The organism is Parabacteroides sp. HGS0025 (assembly GCF_000969845.1).
GTDB classification, from domain to species: domain Bacteria; phylum Bacteroidota; class Bacteroidia; order Bacteroidales; family Tannerellaceae; genus Parabacteroides; species Parabacteroides gordonii.
The window spans coordinates 635,015-655,735 of record NZ_KQ033903.1 but is presented as its reverse complement, the minus strand read 5'-3'; the positions used below and the strand labels follow the sequence as shown (position 1 = coordinate 655,735).

The window sequence follows — 20,721 nt, the reverse complement described above, 5'->3', positions numbered from 1 at the left end:
AAAAAGTCTTTTGTGAAAATGTAGATTATAAGCTTGTATGAGCTATATGAGAAAGGGAATCGTTTTTACAAAAAAGGAGGACTTTACTTCCTCCTTTTCTCTAAATTGTATTTTTATAAATTAGAAATCCATTTTTTCAATTGTTTTACCATAGGAATTTCAAAGTAAAACATCCAGTCACTATTATTTGTCCTTGCCGAAAGATGTTTATTAGAATCAACCTCCTCTATATAGCCGTCTGCTACGGATAGGAAGCGTATTTCAGAATAAACATTTTCAAATTGACTTCTCATTACATTGAAATAATTGCATAAATTGCTTATTTCGGAAAGAGCCAGCTCTTTTTGTACAGAAGTACTTGCTAAATCATATTTATGAAGAGCAATTATAACTTTTGCAGAAAATGCGAACAAATGGGCTGTTTGTCTGTATACTTGAAGTGTATATCTGTTTCTTAAAGCAACTTTTTCCCCGAGATTGAGGATAGAATCAATCTTTTCATATCTTTTGATTGCTGTTGTTGCATCTTCCACCCTTTTGCCGTTATTTAAACTCCATTTTCCCGGATTATTAGGATCAGGCATATCTAATAAGGTAAAAGGCGTAACACCCCATGCCGGATTTCTTCTTCCACTTGTGACCAGCGCTTCGTCAAAAAAGTCTGCTAAAGCTTTCAGATCATTTATAAATTCCGTTAATGAATCAGCCGGACAAAAGCCGAACTCTCTTTGACCATGTGCCAGGCTGAAAGATTTCCTGTCTTTGCCAGTAGGGTTCCAACTATATTCTCCCAGAGCAATAAACTCACGCCATACGGCTTCTGCATGTGGCGAACCGTCATCCCAGGTTGTAGCCAGAATCCCTGTCAAATTATTTTTTGCAGTGATACCACAGAACCCTTTTATGAAATCAGTTCTTTCAATTTCTCTGGGAAGGTAAAGACTGTTTCCGGTAGCAGCGGCTGTTGCAGCCATTACTTTCAGGCCTTTTTCTTTATACCAATTTAGAAGTTTCTGATGGATAGGAGTCACGGCTTGTTCATATTTCCAACGCATATAAATACAATCTTTAGGAAATAGATTAATGGCTTCATCAAGTTTCTGGGTATTCCATTGAATATCCAATTCTTTCCCTTGAAGAGTATCGTTTTGGAGAATATCCCATAAACCTGCGTGCTTCAGAGGCATATCATCCCAAAAGATAGGAGTGCGTCCATGCCCTGTCGCATAGCTACATGTTTTTTGCAACCAATCCATTTGTAATTCAAAAGGAGTCTTACCTGTAGCTTTGCATCGTTCATCAATACCGATAGACTGAACTTCATCTCCTCCTATATGAAGATATTTTCCATAGGGCATTGCTTCGATGGCATCCTGGTATAAATCAAATTGGAGTTCATACGTTCTGGGATCTGCAGGACAAAAGTCTCTGTCGCTTGCCGGATCTTCCCGTAGTTCCCAATGGTGTTTCAGAATATAAGAAGCATGGCCTAAACCTTGAACAAGAGGTGAAACATCAATATTTCTATCTCGTGCATAACGACAAAGGGCTATCATTTCTTCTTTGCTGATAGCATTAGGTGCTCCTATTTCCGGGCGGCGAATATAGCGGAGTTTATCTTCCAGTTCCCAAATTACAGCATTGATCTTATATCTGGCCAACCGATCCATCGCCTTGTAATAATATTCCATCCGATTTAGATGGTGTTTTGTATCGAAGTGAATGGCTCTGTAAGCTAAGATTGGATAATCAGTGATGATCATTTCTGGAATACTGCGTTTGAAATCCCGACTATCTTCCAATAACTGCTCTAATGTCTGACAACCATAAAAAATTCCAGCTTTATCTTTGGATGCTATAGTAATTCCTTTTGAACTAATATCTAATACATACCCTTCAACGGAAGAAGGAACTCCTTCTTCCGTAATTATTAATTGTACACCTTTACCTGGTTTTTCAGTTTGTGGCAAAGCATCTAATATGGGGGGAAGCACCGGAATCTTGTTATTATGGGTGGATATTAAATAAGTTAACTCTCCATAATGTAAAGCCTTTCCTCCTTTTACTTCTATTTTTTGAGGTGTAGGTACTAGTTGGAATACATTGTCAAGCTCTTTTCCATTGATATTGGATAAGAGTAATAGCATGATTGCAATTAACTGTATCTTCATTTTAATAACCTGGATTTTGTTTAAGATTCGGATTCTTATCAATACTTGACTGTGGAATAGGCAAATATCGATTGTAAGGAGCGAATTTCCGGGTTTCGATCAGAGATAAAACTCCTGGTTCGATTACAGCTCTTTTATATGGATCTGCTTCGTTGTAATTTATTGTCCCCGTAATACGGTATAAATTACTATTCAGCAAGTTCTCTGCCAGCATTTTCCCCGAGGAATCTTTCCATCGGAGGATGTCTGCTTTGCGAAGGCCTTCTCCTGCCAATTCTATTGTTCTTTCTCTTCTGATCAGTTCTCGAAGTGTTTCTTTAGTTCCGTACTTAGTCCGGTTTACAGTCGGCATGCTTACTCGGGCACGGATTTTGTCCAGTACTTTATATACATCATCTGATGGACCATTCAGTTCGTTTTCTGCTTCAGCAAAGGAAAGTAAAACTTCCGCATAGCGAAATACGATTGGGCAAGCACCTGTGTCCCATATATTGCTATATTGATCCATTGGTGCCAGATACTTAGACCATGAAAGAGCCGTTTTAGATGCATTATCTAATCCTTCAGGATAATTGTCATTGCTGATGCCATTAATTTCTTTGTCTAAAGTATTAAGAATTACAGCATCTTTTCCTTGCGCCTGCCACATTTGTCCAGGGAACAAAATTGTCATTTCCATTCTAGGATCTCTATCTTTGAAGGGATATTTAGGGTCGTATATATCTGATTCCTCTTTTGTCGATCCATCCTTCATTTCATACATATCTACTAAATTCTGGGTTGGAACGATAGACGACCATCCTCCATCTGCGTTGTTATACATTTGTCCGATAACTCCTAATCCTTGGAGGTTTTCGAGATATTGCACAGACAAGATTATTTCATTCGAACTTTTCCCTTTTAATGTGAATAGCTCTGCATAGTTAGGATGCAGATCATATTTTTTCATGTCTATAATTGCCTGAGCAGCATCTTTAGCACGTTGATAATCTCCCCAGTAGAGAGCAGATCTCATTTTGATCGCCAAGCCGGTAGCTTTAGCCACTCTCCCCGATTCAGAAGGTGTTTCTTTCAGGTCTGGGATCAAAGCATCCAATTCATCATAAATATATTTTTTTACTTCTTCTTCCGTATTGCGGGGAACTTTTGCTTCTTCTGCAGTAATATAGGATGCTATAATGGGAACACCGCCATACCAGAAGTTCATTTCAAAATACTTATAGGCCCGTATTGCTCTTATCTGGGAAATCAAGTCTTTTTTTTCCGCATCGTCAGTAAATGATATATTTTCTATGTTTTCCAGGAAATCATTACAACGACGAATTGTTGTGAAATCGTAGAAACTGGCACCAGTATTGGAAGCACTGAGCTTTCCATTTCCGTGTACAGTCCATTTTTCCCAGGGGAAATTATTGTAACCAATATCGGAAGCGCAGTCCTGATAGAGAATTGTGTATCCGTCAAGCCATTTATTGTAACAACCGACAGCAAAACTTCTGGCATCAGTTTCACTTTTCCAGGTAGTAGCTGGAGATAATGCATCATAAGGTGCAGTATCGAGAAAATCTGAACAGGATGTAGTAGATACAACAATGGTAGAACTGATCAATATATATGATAATAAATGTTTCATGATGTATAATTTATAGTTATGTAATTTAGAATGTTAAATTAACACCGATAGAATGAGTTTGTACCAGTGGATAATGTGATCCGCGTCCCTCCGGAGCTTCCGGATCTACATTGATCATTAAATTATCGATTGTAAAAAGATTTTCACCGGAATAGTATATTCTCAAGTTGGATAATCCTGATGGTTTTATCCATTCAGCGGGAATTGTATAACCTAGCTGAATACTTTTCATTCTGAGGAAGTTTGCATTTTGTATCCAAAATGTAGAGACTGTATTCATAGAGCTACTGGGTGAATTTACTGCAACCCGGGGCATTTTCCCATCAGGGTTTTCTGTAGACCAGGCATCCAACCATGCTGTAGACGGATGAGTGGTATCTCCGGAAAATTCACCATACATTTGTGTGTTGAAGAAGCGGGAAACTCCGGCAGCTCCTGTAAATATGGCAGAAAGGTCAAACCCTCTCCATCCTGCATTAATATTTAAACCATAGGTGAATTTGGGGTCTTTACTACCGCAAATAACGCGATCTTCTGAGGTCATTTTTCCGTCTCCGTTTGTGTCTGAGTATATAATATCTCCAGCTTTGAAGTCTGATGTAAACGGATAACCCTCTTTCCCTTTGTATTTATCCATATATGCTTGTGCTTCTGCATCTGACTGGAAAAATCCAACAGCCTTGTATGCATAGTATGAATTAATCGGTGAACCTATTTGTTTAATATCATTTCCGTCGATCATACGTTGTACGCCTCCCAAATTCATGATCTCATTCCGGTTGTACGTAAAATTACCGTTGACAGACAGGCTCCAGTCTTTCCATCTGTTATTGTATCCAAGTGCAATTTCAATACCACGGTTAACCATTGCTCCTACATTATCTTTATATGCACCTAGTGCAAATTCAGAGGGAACAGGAACATCCATGATGATATCTGTCGTTTTGCGGTCGTAATAATCCATAGAGAAATTTATTTTATTCATTAAGGTCATGTCAAGACCAATGCCCCATGTACGTGCCTTTTCCCAGGATATACTTGCAAGTCTGTAGTTTTCCTGATAATATCCTGTTGATAAATTGTTATTGAACGGGTAATTTGCCCCAATAGAATAGGTATTCATCCATGGATAATAATCATTTAGTGCATCCTGATTTCCTAAAAAGCCCCATGAACCCCTTATTTTCAGGTTGTTCATCCATTCATTCGCGTTTTCCATAAAATCTTCCTCGCTTAGGCGCCAGGCAGCTGATAGAGAAGGAAAATATCCCCAACGATTATCCGGGCTGAAGCGGGAAGAAGCATCAGCTCTGATGTTTGTTTCGAATAAGTATTTATTGTCGTAATCATAGTTGATACGTCCAAAATAGGATAACATGGCTAACTCGCGTGTAAAACCACCATTGGTTTGTGTAGAGGCTGTACCGGCATTCATATCTGTAAGATCGTTGTTTGGAAAACCTTTACGGAACATTGTGTTCTCATAATAATTATATTTCTCCAAATGATAACCTAGTAATACTTTTAATCCATGTAGGTTGAGCCTTTTATCATAATTCAATAGCACATCCAGATTGGAGCGGTTCCAGTTATAAACAGTTTCTGTTAATTCGTTCGGACCGTGATATTTAATCGGGTTATACTGTATATCTTTTACAAACGATTTGTAGTGCTGGTTATTTGTGATATATGCTCCCTGTACAGAGGCCTTAAGCCCATCAATTATTTGATAATCTACAGCTACAGTTCCGGAGAAATTCTGAATATTGTTGTCTACTGTTTGATCCATATCCAACCATGCTATGGGGTTTCCATCTGAAACGGTTCCATAACTGCCATCTTCGTTTTTGTATGGGATCCAAGGAGCTACAATGTTCACTTCACGAATCAGTAAATCCGAATTACCAGGGATAAGACAACTATTTGGATCAGAATATGTGTTGTTAAAATAAGCCATATTCATTCGGATATTTAATTTTTCTGAAAGTTTTATATCCAGATTTGTCCGTGCATTGAATTGGTTTCTGGAGGAGTTTCTCAGAATCCCTGATTGATTTAAATATCCTACAGATGCCAGATATCTTATATTATCGGTACCTCCACTAACGTTTACATTGTGCTGATGTTGCACCCCAGTCCTGAATGCCAGATCTTGCCAGTCCGTGTTAGGATATTTGTAAGGATCTGAGCCGTCTCTGAATTTCTGTATTTCTTTTTCATCGAAACGGGGGTTTTTTCCTTCTGCCGTTAATGCCTGGTTGTATAATGTTGCATAATCAGCCGAAGAAAGAAGATCAATCATTGCTGTAGGGTTCTGGATCCCAATATATCCATTATAAGATATTTGAGGTTTACCGGTTTTTCCTCGTTTAGTAGTGATCAATATAACACCGTTCGATGCTTTGGAGCCGTAAATTGCAGCAGAAGAAGCATCTTTTAAAACAGTGATGCTTTCAATGTCATTCGGATCTATGGAGTTCATAGAGCCACTTTCTATTCCGTCAATAAGAACATAAGGGTCTGAAGAATTTAATGTCCCTACACCACGTATGCGGATTGAACCGTTATCTTGTCCCGGACGTCCTTCCGATGTCGTAACGGTTACACCGGGCATTAATCCTTGAATGCCGGATGAGATGTTTGTGATTGGGCGATTGCTCAGTTCTTTACTGTCTAATTGGGCTACAGCTCCGGATAGATTCGCTTTTTGTTGAACACCATATCCAACAACGATAACTTCATCTAATGCTAATTGATCTTCAGACAGTTTAATTGTAAAATTCGTTTTGTTGCTGACAGAGATAGTCTGAGACTCATAACCTAAGTAAGAAACCACTAACAGATCGTTGGGGGAGACTTCCAGAAAGAATTTACCATCGATATTTGTAGTTGTACCGATGTTTGTTCCCTTAATGATGATGTTAGCACCAATAATCGTCTCTCCGTTGGAATCGGTAACAACTCCGGTTATTTTTTTCTTTTGTGTCGTTACGGGAGTCGATCCGTCCGATTCCTTCTCGAAAAGATAGATCTTGTTGTCTTTGATTTCATAATTTAAATTAGTATCTGCTATAAGTTTTTCCAATACCAGATTAACATCTGCATTTTCAACTTTAATACTAACTTTTCTGTCCAGATTTACAATCTGTTTGCTATATGCTATACTAAGTCCTGTTTGCTTGGAAATGGAAGATAGTACTTTTTCTACCTTTGCATTATTAAAGGAAATAGACACTTTTTGAGCAGAAGCCTTTACTGTGAAAGTTAACAAAGAAATAACCAGAAAAAAGAATGTCAGTTTCATTGCATTCGGAATTTTCTCAATTAATATTAAAAGGTACCTAGATATGAGGCACAAATAGTTTTTTTTCATACTTTTGAAATGAATTAATGTATTAGAAATTGAACTAAATTTCAGTACTGCGAATAACCGGGAATGTGGGGACATTTCCGGTTGTTTTTTGAGCTTGTTAGGTTGTGTTGTTCATACAGTCTTTATTTTAAAAGGTTAAACAAAATAGTCTTATCTCGATTTCCTCTGATAAGAATGAGTCTTACCAGTGCTTTGTATAATAGACACATGATAAGAGAAAAAGTATGAGTCAGAAATGTAAAATGTCTTATTTTTTTCTCTTTATTTTAATAATTCCTTCTTCCTCTGTAAATTGTATCGGCGTTATTTTCTCAAGATCTTTAAGTATTATCTGAAGTTCCTGATTGGTCGAAGTCAATGTATAGTTGTAATATAGAGCAGAAGAATCCACAACAGTGAACTCTACATTATACCAGCGTGACAGAGTTTCTATGACTTCAGATAGAGGAGTATTATTGAATATGATCTGGTTCTGTTTCCAGGCAGAGTTCTGTTCTATGTTTTCGGGTCTGGATATTTTACATAAGCCTGTTTTACGATTGTATGTTGCTTTATCCCCCGGTTTTAGATGACCAAGCGGACGAGTATTGTTAGCTAGTGCTACTTTCCCGGTTTCCAGTGAAACAAAAATATTCGGATCTGTAATATATGCTTTTACATCAAATGTTGTACCTAATACTTTTACACTGACATCTTTCAGATCTACAATAAATGGGCGATCTTTGTTTGGAGACACTTCAAAAAACGCTTCTCCCTCCAATTCGACTTTGCGTTCGGAGAAACCGAATTTCCGCGGGTATTTGATGCGTGTCTCGGCATTGAGCATGGCTCTGGAGCCGTCCTGGAAGATCAGTTGCATACGTTCGCCTTTGGGTACATATATTTCTTCATAACCGGAGTCGGCAAAAAGATCGATACGTTTATCTATATACCAGAACTGGCCGAGAAGGAAGAGAAAAGGGATTAGAATGGCGGCTGCACGGAAAAGCATTCGTTTTCTTTTTTGCAGATGGATTCTTTTCATGATGTACTGATACATTTCATCAGAAGGAATAGTCCGCTCTGCATATAGTTCTTCATTACCTGGCTGAATTGTATCAATATCTTCATCCATTAACGAAGACAGATAGTTTGCACCTTCAGGAGTGGAGAACCAACGAATTACCTGACGGGCTTCTTCCGGGGTAGCCGTATTACTGAGAGTTCTGTCGATGATATGTTTATCCGGTGCTTTCATTTTTATTTTTGTTTTCTTAATTGACACATAACTGAGCTGATAGTATGAGTGTTTGTTACTCTTTTTCTCTTTTCAGAGGAAAAGGGAGGAAAGTAACAAGATTAACAATTTATCGAAATGCTCACGAAGCAGCTTGATAGCCTGCGAGTAATGGGTTTTGACAGTTGGTATGGATATCTGCATTTTCTCTGCAATTTCCAGATTTGATAAGTTGTCTCTTAACTTGTACAGACAGACTGCCTTTTTTTGCTCCGGAAGATCGTTGATGGCTCGGTATAATTGCTCGGTCATTTCTTTTTCTTCCAGTTTCGATAATATTTCATTTTCATATTCGATCGCTTCCTGTGCCAGTTCATAATTCTTTTCCAGAGCCGTGTAATTATTTCGGATCTCATTTAGCAGATGATTTTTCAACATAGTATACAGATAATTTCTCAGGTTGATACTTATACTGAAGAGTGTGCGCGACTCCCATAGTTTCAGAAATATCTGCTGAACAGCGTCTTTAGCACTGTCATTGTCTTTTAAGTACTTATATGCCACCACAAAGAGAAGTTTGTGATAGCGTTCATAAATTGCAGTAAAAGCCCTCTCATTTCCTTTTTGCAAAAGAATAAGTAATTCGTCATCGGTTTGCCCGGATATGGAGAGGAACCGCTTGTGCATATAATAGTATCTCTTTTAGATTTTGTGCAAATATAGCTTTAATATGAAACTTTCCAATCCCCGAACTCCAAACTTAACTGTTCCCAGCGCTCTTTTCTTTCCTCTTCATCCCTTTCTTCCTGGGGATTTGAAACTGAAAGGCCGATCAGGCGGATGGGGTGGGTGGTGTAATCGACTTCCTTTAGCAATTGTTTGGCGAGGGGAAGAATATCGTTCAGGGTGGTCAGTTCACGGGGCTGTGTGATACTTTTGGTTTTGAGGGTGAAATCGTGGAATTTGATCTTTAATGTCAGGGTATTTCCTTTGAAACCCGTTCGCTGGAGACGACCGATCAGTTCGGTGGCCGCATGATAAAGCTCGATGATAACGGACGACTGGCGGGAGATATCTTTCTCCAGCGTATGCTCACAACCGACGGATTTACGGATACGGACAGCTTCGACCGGGCGCAGGTCTATCCCTCGGGCGCACTCATAATACAAGATACCCGCTTTCCCGAACTGGCGGGTCAGCATATCCAAAGAACATTCTCTCAATTGAACGCCGTTGTGGATGCCTAACGTATGCATCTTTTTGGCGGTGACAGGGCCGACTCCCCAGAAAGACTCGATCGGTAAACGGCCGATGAAATCGAGTGCCTGGTCGGGATGGATAGTACATAGGCCGTCCGGTTTGCGGTAGTCAGAGGCTATTTTGGCAAGGAATTTATTGTAGGAGATACCGGCTGAGGCAACCAGGTTTAACTCCTGGCGGATACGTTGTTTGATCTCTTTGGCGATATCGACGGCCAGCGGGATCTGTTTCTTATTGACGGTGACATCCAGAAAGGCTTCATCCAGGGAGAGAGGTTCTATGATATCTGTATAATCATGGAATATTTCGTGTATCCGGTTAGAAACTTCTTTGTAGACACTCATCCTTCCGGGAACGAAGATCAGATGCGGACATAACCTCTTGGCTTTCTGCGACGACATCGCAGAACGTACACCGAACTTGCGTGCCTCGTAGCTGGCAGCGGCAACCACACCGCGTTCTTCCGAATAACCGACGGCCAAAGGCTTTCCGCGCAGCTCCGGATTATCCCGTTGTTCGACCGATGCATAGAATGCATCCATATCTATATGTATGATTTTACGTTCCGTCTGACCCTCCTTTTCCTAAACAAAGATAGGAAAAAAAGGGAGATTCATAATGCTCTGTTCTTGGCAGATGTGAAATAATCTTTTTGTACTTTTGTACGTTTAACATCGATATAATAAAGACATCATGAAGGACTCGATAACTTATTTACCGAAAGACAAACAGGAAGATCTGAACTTTCTGGTTAAAGAGATATTAAAGCGGTTACCTCAGACAGAGTTTATTATTCTGTATGGTAGTTATGCAAGAGGTAATTATGTACGTCGTAGTCTTCGGATTGAAGACGGCGGTATTCCTACCGTCAAAATATCCGATTATGATATTTATGTGATAACAAGCGGCATTAACAGTAAGAAGGTGGAAACAGTTCTGGATAACGTTGAAGATATCTTTTTCGCCGGAAAGGATTTTGACCGTGACACTCCTGTTGAGTTTATCAACGATGATATTAAGATGCTTAATAAATACTTAGAAGAGGGACGATATTTCTATACTCAAATTAAGCAGGAAGGAGTAGTCTTGTATAACAGCGGGAAATATAAGCTGGCTCGTCGTCGTAAATTAAACTTTGCGGAGATAAAGGAGCAGGCTCAGGAGTATTTTAATGAGAAATTAAATGAAGCAAATGAGTTTTTAGTAGATACTATCAATGCATATAATAGAGAAAACTATAAAAGAGCTTCTTTTTATCTTCACCAAGCTTGTGAGAATTACTACTATGCTATCCGCTTAACTTTTACATTGCGAAATAATAAACAACATAACCTTTCTAAACTATCCTCTTCCACTAAAAGGTATTCAGAGGATTTAGTAACAGTTTTTCCTCAGGATACACTTGAGGAAAAACGACTTTTTATATTACTTAAGGCAGCCTATGTAGAAGCTCGGTATAATCCGTACTTTGTTGTTACTAAAGAGGATATTGATAAGCTTGTCCCGAAAGTAGAATTGCTCAGAAATATTACGATACGGATTTGTGACATGAGGATTAAGGAGTACGAAGAAAAGATTAATATGTAAGATTTCCGGAAAAATATTTTTTAAGTTGTCGGTTGGCGCTATTATTGCCAAATATGAATGTTTCAGCTCTTGCCAGATTTGAATGTAGCGTCGTTTGTAGGGGCGGAGTCTGCCCGCCCTTTTTCACCGATTGTTATATTATTGTCGCAAAGGGCGGGCAAACCCCGCCTCTACAAAACCTGTCATTTGGGTTCAGTATTTTCTAAATCCATGTCACCTGTGCCATTTGCATCCGGAAGGATTGTTGACTGGTAAGTCACATATATTGTGACAATGTTATGTCATAATATATGGTACTTTAATATCATAATATATGATAATTTAGTATCACAATATATGATACAGTAATAAACACGGATTAGTAACATGTTTATCCGTGCCATCCGCGTCAAAATCATATTCGTATCAATAAATGTATCCCTTCTCTTTGTTATTGTTCGCGAAATATTTATATTTGCTGCATCCCATGTTGTCAAAGTGGCAACAGGAGTCAACCATATAAATTATCTTAGCTATGAACGAAGTGTTTTTCCCTCCAAAGGAGAAGTTTATCAACCCCTATACAGATACCGGGTTTAAGATGATTTTCGGAAGCGAGATCAACAAGGACATAATTATCAAGTTCCTGAACAGTCTGCTTGACGAAGCGATTACCGACATCACCTTTCGCAATGTGGAAGCATTGGGATTGAGTCGGAATGACCGCAGAGCGGTATTCGACATCTTCTGCAAGACCGATAAAGAGGAAATGATCATCGTCGAGATGCAGAAAAGTTCACAAAAGTATTTCTCCGACAGGGTGTTATATTATGCCTCCTTCGCCATCCAGCAACAAGCCTCTTATGCAAAGGAGCAGTTGGAACAGGAGTTGAAAGAGCAGAAAGATAACCGGGAGACAGGTAACCAAACGCCACCGAAACGGCTTCGCTGGAATTATGCGGTGAACCGTGTGTATGTCGTTTGTGTTTTAAACTATATCATGGACCGGAACCACCCCGATAAATATCGTTGGGATGTGATCCGTATGGATCGTGAACTGAAAATACCTTTCAGTGATACGCTGACGGAAGTTTATCTGGAGATGCCCAAGTTTGGCTTGAAGCTCTCCGAATGTGATACATTATATAAGAAGTTTTTATTCGTACTAAACAATATCGATATCTTGGAACGATTACCCAAAGAACTGAACGAACAGATTTTCCAGAAGCTTAAAAGCATCGTGGAGATAGAGCGCATGACTCTCGATGAGCGTCTAGCCTATGAACTCAGCCTGTCCACCGAGCGCGATCTATGTGCCTGCATGGAGACGAAATATGAGGAAGGGATGGAAAAAGGTAAAATTGAAGAACAACGTCTGATCGCTGCCAATTTAAAAAAGCAGGGAGTCAATATCGAAACGATCGCCCAATGTACCGGTCTGTCTGTTGAAGAAATTGGTGAATTGTAATTTATTCGTACGATATTAAATCAGCAAAGTGTTCGAATCATTGGATCACTTTGCTGATTTCTTATTTCTGTCATTTCTAATGATGAAAGCTCTATGAAAGCGAAAAGCAAAGTGGCTTCATCAATCTATTCATTATTAATCAATACCTGCAAGGTGTTATGAATGCATGAACGCAGTTTGGTGACTCTACAACTAAGGCGAGGGTGACGTTTTGATTATTTATAGAGTCACTCCCGATTTGAACAGGGCAATCTCCCGGTAACCTTTCTGTTCGTTGTTTGTCTGCTTACCTTCGGCTACGTTCAGGATGAATTGTATAAACTGTTTGCAGAGTGTGTCCATAGATACACCTTCTGTTAATGTTCCGGCATTGAAGTCGATCCATCCGGGTTTGTTTTTCGCTAACGGACTGTTGGTGGAGATCTTGACGGTCGGGACGAAAGTACCGAAAGGCGTTCCCCGTCCGGTGGTGAACAGAACCAGGTGGCAACCCGATGCAGCCAGGGCTGTGCTGGCAACGAGATCGTTTCCCGGCGCACTCAACAGATTCAGCCCTTTGGTTGAAAGCCTGTCGCCATACATAAGGACATCCTTTACTGCCGACTTGCCGGACTTCTGTGTGCAACCGAGGGATTTCTCTTCCAGGGTGGAGATACCGCCCGCCTTGTTGCCGGGGGAAGGGTTTTCGTATACCGGTTGTTTGTTTTCCAGAAAGTAGGCTTTGAAGTCGTTTATCAGGTGAACCGTTTTGTTGAATAACTCCTCCGTTCCGCAACGGTTCATCAGGAGTGTTTCGGCACCGAACATTTCGGGCACTTCCGTCAATACGGTTGTCCCTCCCTGCGCAACCAGGAAGTCGGAAAAGACTCCCAGTAACGGATTGGCGGTGATGCCGGAAAAGCCGTCCGATCCTCCGCATTTCAATCCGACACGCAGCTCGCTCAACGGGACGGATGTGCGTTTATCGGCGGAAGCGATGGCGTATAGTTCATGCAGGAGTTTCATTCCCTCTTCCTGTTCATCTTCCACCTGCTGGCAAACCAGGAAGCGGACACGGTCGGTATCATACTCGCCTAGAAATTCACGGAAGGAATCCGGTTGGTTGTTTTCACATCCCAGACCGACTACCAGCACGGCACCGGCATTCGGGTGCTTTACCATATCACGCAGGATCTTGCGGGTATTCTCATGGTCGTTGCCCAGTTGTGAGCAGCCGTAGTTGTGGGGGAATGCGACGATGGCGTCAATATCCTTGCCGGAAGTTTCCCGACGGAGAGTCTCTGCCAATTGGTTAACGATACCGTTTACACAGCCTACCGTAGGGATGATCCAAATCTCGTTACGAATACCCACATCACCATTCTTTCGACGGTAGCCGTTAAAGGTCAGACCCTGGTCGGGAATGTTCAGAACAGTTTCCTGCGGTTGCCAGGTATAGTCTTGCAATCCTTCCAGGTTTGTTTTGATATTTTTCTCATTTACCCAGGAGCCTATGGGGATATCATTCCAGGCATGCCCGATCGGGAAACCATACTTGATAACAGGATCGCCAGTTCTGAAATTCTGCAGAGCTACTTTATGACCGGCTGGAATGTCTTCACTGACGGTGATCGTTGTAGTTCCTACGGTGATATTATCTCCTGCCGATAGCGGATCGATAGCTACGATCACATTATCGGCAGGATTTATTTGGATATACTTTTTCATCAGAGGATTTCTTTTACTACTTCACGCATTCCTTTTTCCTGAATCGCATCCAGATAGTAAACAATCCGGTCTGTCAGGCCGGGGATTTCGTTCAGGTTTTCTCCCCAGATATCTTCTGCCGCCAATACATTAACGGCAACTTCGCGGGTGGAACCTGTCGCCCAAAGATTGTTCATCAGAGAGATGATCTTCGGGTCATCGTTCGGGATGATTGCTGTTCCGTCTGCACGCTTACCACCTTTGTAATAAGTTAAGATGGCGGCAAGTCCCAGGACGAGTCCTTGCGGGAGTTCCCTTTTTCGTTTCAGGTACTCTTTCAATCCCGGCAAGTCGCGTGTCTGGAATTTAGGGAAAGAATTCAACATGATGGAAGTTACCTGATGATCGACAAACGGGTTGTTGAAACGATCCAATACATCGTTGGCGAACTGTTCGAGTGCAGCTTTAGGCAGGTTCAATGTTTCCATTAATTCGTCGAACATGACTTTATGGATGTATTTCCCGATCACTTCATCCTGGCAGGCCTCCCTTACGATATCGATTCCCGAAAGGAAAGCCACCGGTGAGAGAACGGTGTGCGGGCCATTCAGTAAGGTCACTTTCCGTTCATGATAAGGCGCTTCGGAAGGAACGAACAGGACATTCAGACCTGCTTTATCGGCAGGGAATTCTTTTGCCACTTCCTGCGGAGCTTCGATAACCCACAGATGGAATACTTCGGCTTGCACCACCAGGTTGTCGTTATATTGTAGTTTCTCTTTGATCGCATCGATGTCCTTATGCGGGAAACCGGGAACGATACGGTCTACCAACGTGGCATAAACACCGCAAGCTTCTTCAAACCAGTTTCTGAAATCGTCGCCCAGTTGCCAGAGGTCGATATACTGGTAGATTGTCTCCTTCAGCTTATGTCCGTTCAGGAAGATCAGTTCGCAGGGGAAGATGATCAGTCCTTTGCTTTTATCTCCGTTGAAGGTTTTGAAGCGGTGATAAAGCAGTTGCGTCAGTTTGCCCGGATAAGAGGCAGCCGGTGCATCATTCAGTTTGCAGGAAGGATCGAAGGCTATTCCCGCTTCGGTCGTGTTGGAGATAACGAAACGCATTTCCGGTTGTTCCGCCAGTCGGATAAAGGCATCGTGATCCGTATATGGATTTAGCGAACGGCTGATCACGTCGATCAGTTCAAGGCTGTTGACGGCTTCGCCCTTATCCAGTCCCTGCAGGTTGACATGATACAGGTTGTCCTGCTTGCCGAGCCTATCGACCATCCCTTTCTCGATGGGTTGGACGACTACGACACTGCTGTTGAAGTCTGTTTTCATATTCATGTTCCGGATGATCCAGTCCACGAATGCCCGAAGGAAATTACCTTCTCCAAACTGTATGATACGTTCCGGCCGGGTAACGACCGGGACATGCTGCCTGTTTAATTCTTTCATTTTGATCTTTATCTGTTCACGACAAAGTTCCGTATCTGGCATTCCGTCCCTAAAGAATCGGGGTTCTTCTCTTTCGAGATACGGAGTACCAGCTTATGGTTTGTATCGTTTAATTCTGTTTCCAACATATATACCCAGGGGATATAAAGATATTTACTCCACTCAGTGAATGTATCCAGCTTTTTGAACGGTGCACCGTCGATGCTGTATTCAATGATCCCTGCTGTCGGGCCCGGGGTGCAGAAGATACCGATCGCCTTTCCTTCGAAGTCGAGCGTCAGCTTGTCTCCCGGACGGGTAGCTTCGAGCATCGGTACATCGACGAAGCCTTTTCTCTTTTCATATGTATTATCCGCACGCCATGAAGGGATATACTTCCAACCTTTATTCAGCTTTGCTTCCTGCAGATCGATAAAGTCGCCGTTATAATAGCTGTATGCATCAAGCGGTTGTTCCGGTATCTCATGTGCTGTGACAGGCATATCGGGAGTAACTCCTTTCCACATACTATCGAACAGGTGGTTGATAGCTGCTGCATAGAATTTATGTCCGAAGGGCAGGGGATGAGTGCCGCCGAACTGTTCCCAGGTGAACTCACCGTCCTGCATCCGTTCGCCTATCTCCTGAACGAGGTTGACGGAAGGAATCAGATAATGGTTTGCTACCCGTTCATGATTCAGTATTACATCCGGTTGTTGTCTTTTGGCAACCATCGGGATAAACGGATCATAGATGAAATGCAACATAATGATATCCATCTGCGGGTTACTTGTCAGGGCATGACGAACTTCGCCTTCCATGCCGCGTACCTGTTCCAGTGCACTGAAGCCGTTGGTATGATCGTTCACGGCAGCTTCCACAAACAGCAAATCGATCTTTCCTTTCGACAGAACATCGTTTTGCATACGGAAAGATCCCGGCGTTGTTCCGGTAGATCCGATGCCTGCTTCCACAAACTCGAAAGTCGTGTAGGGGAAACGTTGTTGCAATTGCTTCTCGATCATGTTCTTCCATCCGTTCATTTCTGTAATCGATCCCCCGAGGAAGGCGACACGCCCTTTACGTTCTTTCTCAAACTTGACGAATGAGTTTTGCAGGCTGCCGCGTATATTATAATGTAAGTATTTCTCATATTCCGGCTGGTGACGGATGATAAAGTCGACAACCGGCTCAGGATTTTCCAGACTATGCGGGTGATGGTCTACTCCCGGCTTGATAATGAGTTCTACCGGGCCGCCCAATGCCAGATAACGGGAACGCACCACGTCCATATTCTCTTTGAACGGAACGACCTGATCGCTATCTCCGCAAACGCTGATAATAGGAATGCCCGCTTTAGCCAATGGCTCCAGGTTATCGATCGGATTGCCTTTGAACGAGTTCATCTCTTCGTCTGTCAGGTTCCATTCTTTCAGCAAACCGTTCCATAGCTCTGTATTTTTTCTTCCCGGCCAGCTGAAAACATTACATACCGGTGCATCGATATAGATGCAGGCTATTTTATCCGTGTTTTTACTTGCCCAGTTTAATGCATAAAGTCCGCCGCGACTGAAACCTTCCGGTGTTACTTTAGGAGAGAGGTTATAATAATCCTTCATATAATTATAGAACTCCGTACCCAGGGCGACTGCACGCGGGTTTCCATAGGCATGTGTCAGATCGTAATAAGCCACATGGAAACCTTTTTCAAGTAACGCTTTATCTACACTTGGAAAAGCATCGAAGAAAGCCGGACGCCAGATCCACGGATTGCCTTTAGCCGCCTGTTTCGGAACAACAACAATCGCATCCCGTCCTCTAAACTGGAAATCATAGCGGTCGCAACCATTCCATTCACTTTTGAAACCGGGGAAGGCTTGCATCTGATGAGCCGTCTCTTCTCCGGTAATCGCTTTATAAACTGTCTCTGCAATCTTATGCGCTCCGGCAGGGTCGGGATGCACATTATCAGGAAAGTGTTCTTTCATTCCGCTTAATGCCGTATGCAAATCTATCACAGGAAGATTATTCCGTTTTGCAACCTGTTCGATAACAGGAATAACTCCGGCAGCAATGATGCTATCGTTGATACCCTGATCGCTGACATAGGCTTTTGGTGGATAACAAAGATATATCTTCGGTTTCGAAGGCAATGCCTTAAATGCATTCACCATTGTCTGAATATCTCCGGATAATCCTGCTTTATATTTCCAGTTGAATGACTTTGAGTCGTTTGTTCCGAGTTTAATCACAACGATGTTCGGATTATAACCGAGTGCATCCTTAAACATCTGTTCTTTCATATACGGATGATCTCCTTTCATCAGCATCGTTCGGGCACTGAAGCCATAGTTGCGCACTTCATACTCCCGTCCGAGCATTTGCCCGAGTACGGACGGATAACTATCACGGTCACGGTTCGCTATCCCGGCACCGTAAGTAATACTGTTTCCCACACATGCCACCCGAATCACTTCGGCAGCGTCCTGCGCCCATCCATTAAGACTGACGAGCAGGAATAATACGATCAGATTGATTAGCTTTTTCATTTTACTTATCTCGATTCTTGATTCGTGCGAAGGTAAATAAATTTTTGATATCTCAGAACTTTACAAGAATACGAAATACTTTACCCGGAGCGGCGCTCCATTGCTGCATCGCGTTAAGTGCTTCTTCCGGGTGTACTATATTGGATATAAACTCTTCCAGTGGACAATCACCTTGTTGGAGATAACGTACTACAGCCCTGAAATCTTCCGGCAATGCATTACGTGAACCGCGTATATCCAACTCCTTCTGTACAAAGTATTTTGTCTGGAAAGTTACTTCACTTTTTGCATAACCGATACACACTACGCGTCCGGTAAAGGCAACCTCGTTCACGGCCATGATGTAAGTGGCGGGACTTCCTACCGCTTCTATGACGACATCCGGCCCCAAGCCATTGGTAATTATCTGTAGACGTTCATGCAGGTTTTCCGTCTTTGAGTTGATCGTATAGTCTGCTCCGATCTGTTTGGCTAACGCCAGTTTATCATCGTCAAGGTCTACGGCAATGACAGTTGCACCTCGTAATGCGGCACGTACAATAGCTCCGATGCCGATCATCCCGCAACCGATTACCAGAACAGTATCGATATCGGTTATCTGTCCGCGTGAAACTGCATGGAAGCCCACGCTCATCGGCTCGATCAAGGCGCAATCGCGTGGGGAAATACCGTCGGCGGGGATTACTTTCTGCCAGGGTAGGGATAAGTATTCGCTCATTGCGCCGTTGCGTTGTACGCCGAAAGTCTCGTTGTGTTCACACGCATTCACCCGTCCGTTGCGGCAGGCTGCACAGGTACCGCAGTTGGTGTAAGGATTGACGGTTACCGGCATATCAGCCATGAAGCCGGCCGGCACATCCGTGCCTACTGCTTCAATCGTTGCACCTACTTCGTGTCCGGGGATAACAGGCAGTTTCACCATCGGGTTACGCCCCAGGAAAGTGTTCAGGTCGGAACCACAAAAGCCTACATATTTGATCTTCAAAAGAACTTCTCCACTCTTAACTTCCGGTTTTTCTATATCGACTACCCGTAAGTCGGCAGGAGCCGGAATTTGAATTGCTTTCATATACATTATATATTATAGATTAATCAACTACTTTATATCCTTTCCAGCCGTACCAGGCACAGAACAGGAAACAAATCAACGGAATCAGGTAAGCTACATAGTAAATAGCTTCGAAATGATGCATCACATAGGCTGTCAGTTGTGGCAAACAGGCATTTCCTACGATTGCCATCACCAGAAAAGCTGCCCCGCTCTTGGTATTATCACCCAAATCTTTTAGCGCCAGTGAGAATTGTGTCGGATACATGATCGACATAAAGAAAGAGACCGCCAGCATGGCATAGAGCCCGATCGTACCACCCCATAAAGCGATCACCCCGCAAAGAACAACATTCAACAGGGCATATACCAGCAACATATCCTGTGGGCGGAACTTCACCATCAGCAATGTCCCGATCCAGCGGCCAAGCAGGAAAGCCAGCATATAAAGTCCGAAGAATGTAGTTGCCGTAGATTCCGGTAATCCGGCATAACTGCAACAATACACGAGGAACAGACTATTGATAGCTGTTTGCCCACCGTTATAGAAGAACTGTGCGATCACTCCCCAACGGAGATGCGAACGTTTCAGTACGCCGAAGTCGATCAGTTTTCCGGTATTACTTTTTCCTTTTGAAGGTTCTTCATCCTGTATTTTAGGAAGTTTGGAAACGATGAAGACAACCGCTATTATTATTAAGAGTAGTGCTAAGAGTAGATACGGTTGCTTCATCGAATCCGTTTCAAACTGGATATAAGCTTCCCATCCGCCCGGATAATCCGCAGGCAGGGAAGCGCGAGTGTAGTGGTCGCCACTCAATACCAGTTTGCTAAGGAACATAGCCGCAATAAATGCCCCCAACCCATTGAATGATTGTGCCAGGTTGAGGCGGCGCGGGGCAGTCTCCTGATCCCCTAAAGCCGTTACGTATGGGTTTGCGGCCGTTTCCAGAAAACACATACCGGTAGCAATGATAAAGAAAATTGTCAGATAACCCCAGTATTCCTTTAAGATGGCGGCCGGAAAGAACAGCAATCCGCCGAATGCAGCCAGCAAGAGACCGAATATGATTCCCGATTTATAACTGTATCGCTTCATAAACATCGCGATCGGTATTGGGAAGATAAAATAAGCCAGCCAGTAGGCTGTTTCGGTGAAAGAAGCTTCGAAAGCATTCAGTTCGCAAGTCTTCATCAGCTGCCGGATCATCGTAGGCAACAGGTTACTGCTTATCGCCCATAGAAAGAAAAGACTGAATATCAGAGCCAGTGGTAATGTGTAGTTGTTCTTTTTCATGGTGATTTATTTTAA

Annotated in this window: 12 protein-coding genes and 1 pseudogene; 2 read left to right on the top strand and 11 right to left on the bottom strand. The window is 42.4% G+C overall.

Annotation, left to right across the window (positions count from 1 at the left end; translation table 11 throughout):
* Positions 1 to 113: 113 nt before the first annotated feature.
* The 6 genes and pseudogenes from HMPREF1212_RS19710 to dinB form a co-directional block, all read right to left on the bottom strand.
* Positions 114 to 2,171: a family 20 glycosylhydrolase gene (locus tag HMPREF1212_RS19710; protein ID WP_046150784.1), complete on the bottom strand. Its 2,058-nt coding sequence runs from the start codon at positions 2,169 to 2,171 to the stop codon at positions 114 to 116.
* Position 2,172: 1 nt separating this feature from the next.
* Positions 2,173 to 3,804, bottom strand: a complete 1,632-nt coding sequence (locus HMPREF1212_RS19705) for a RagB/SusD family nutrient uptake outer membrane protein (protein ID WP_046150783.1) — start codon at positions 3,802 to 3,804, stop codon at positions 2,173 to 2,175.
* A gap of 25 nt (positions 3,805 to 3,829) precedes the next feature.
* Entirely contained in the window at positions 3,830 to 7,177 is a 3,348-nt protein-coding gene (locus HMPREF1212_RS19700; RefSeq protein WP_052725093.1) for a TonB-dependent receptor, read from the bottom strand.
* A 247-nt stretch (positions 7,178 to 7,424) separates the two neighbouring features.
* Complete coding sequence (locus tag HMPREF1212_RS19695) at positions 7,425 to 8,414, bottom strand: FecR family protein (RefSeq protein ID WP_046150782.1); 990 nt, start codon at positions 8,412 to 8,414, stop codon at positions 7,425 to 7,427.
* Between the two features lie 72 nt (positions 8,415 to 8,486).
* Entirely contained in the window at positions 8,487 to 9,080 is a 594-nt protein-coding gene (locus HMPREF1212_RS19690; protein WP_044191423.1) for an RNA polymerase sigma factor, read from the bottom strand.
* Between the two features lie 38 nt (positions 9,081 to 9,118).
* Positions 9,119 to 10,219 (bottom strand): annotated as a pseudogene (gene dinB, locus HMPREF1212_RS19685) (DNA polymerase IV); the annotation flags it as partial.
* A 127-nt stretch (positions 10,220 to 10,346) separates the two neighbouring features.
* On the opposite strand from dinB, the gene HMPREF1212_RS19680 reads away from it, so the two are divergent.
* Both HMPREF1212_RS19680 and HMPREF1212_RS19675 read left to right on the top strand, forming a co-directional pair.
* Entirely contained in the window at positions 10,347 to 11,240 is an 894-nt protein-coding gene (locus HMPREF1212_RS19680; RefSeq protein WP_046150780.1) for a HEPN domain-containing protein, read from the top strand.
* Positions 11,241 to 11,754: 514 nt separating this feature from the next.
* Positions 11,755 to 12,687 carry an Rpn family recombination-promoting nuclease/putative transposase gene (locus tag HMPREF1212_RS19675; protein ID WP_046150779.1) on the top strand — a complete coding sequence of 311 codons (933 nt, stop codon included), beginning with the start codon at positions 11,755 to 11,757 and terminating at the stop codon, positions 12,685 to 12,687.
* 219 nt (positions 12,688 to 12,906) lie between these two features.
* Here HMPREF1212_RS19675 and HMPREF1212_RS19670 read toward each other — a convergent pair whose 3' ends face one another.
* From HMPREF1212_RS19670 to fucP, 5 genes are read right to left on the bottom strand one after another with little or no spacing between them, the layout of a single operon-like run.
* On the bottom strand, positions 12,907 to 14,394 hold the full coding sequence (locus HMPREF1212_RS19670) for a UxaA family hydrolase (RefSeq protein WP_046150778.1): 1,488 nt from the start codon (positions 14,392 to 14,394) through the stop codon (positions 12,907 to 12,909).
* Positions 14,394 to 15,833 (bottom strand): tagaturonate reductase, encoded by a 1,440-nt coding sequence (locus HMPREF1212_RS19665; RefSeq protein ID WP_046151250.1) that lies wholly within the window; start codon positions 15,831 to 15,833, stop codon positions 14,394 to 14,396. Before HMPREF1212_RS19665 ends, HMPREF1212_RS19670 begins: the two co-directional genes overlap by 1 nt.
* Before the next feature lie 8 nt (positions 15,834 to 15,841).
* Positions 15,842 to 18,361 (bottom strand): GDSL-type esterase/lipase family protein, encoded by a 2,520-nt coding sequence (locus HMPREF1212_RS19660; protein ID WP_046150777.1) that lies wholly within the window; start codon positions 18,359 to 18,361, stop codon positions 15,842 to 15,844.
* A gap of 52 nt (positions 18,362 to 18,413) precedes the next feature.
* Positions 18,414 to 19,430, bottom strand: a complete 1,017-nt coding sequence (locus tag HMPREF1212_RS19655; protein ID WP_046151249.1) for a zinc-binding alcohol dehydrogenase family protein — start codon at positions 19,428 to 19,430, stop codon at positions 18,414 to 18,416.
* Between the two features lie 19 nt (positions 19,431 to 19,449).
* Complete coding sequence (fucP, locus tag HMPREF1212_RS19650; protein WP_046150776.1) at positions 19,450 to 20,706, bottom strand: L-fucose:H+ symporter permease; 1,257 nt, start codon at positions 20,704 to 20,706, stop codon at positions 19,450 to 19,452.
* Positions 20,707 to 20,721: the final 15 nt, after the last annotated feature.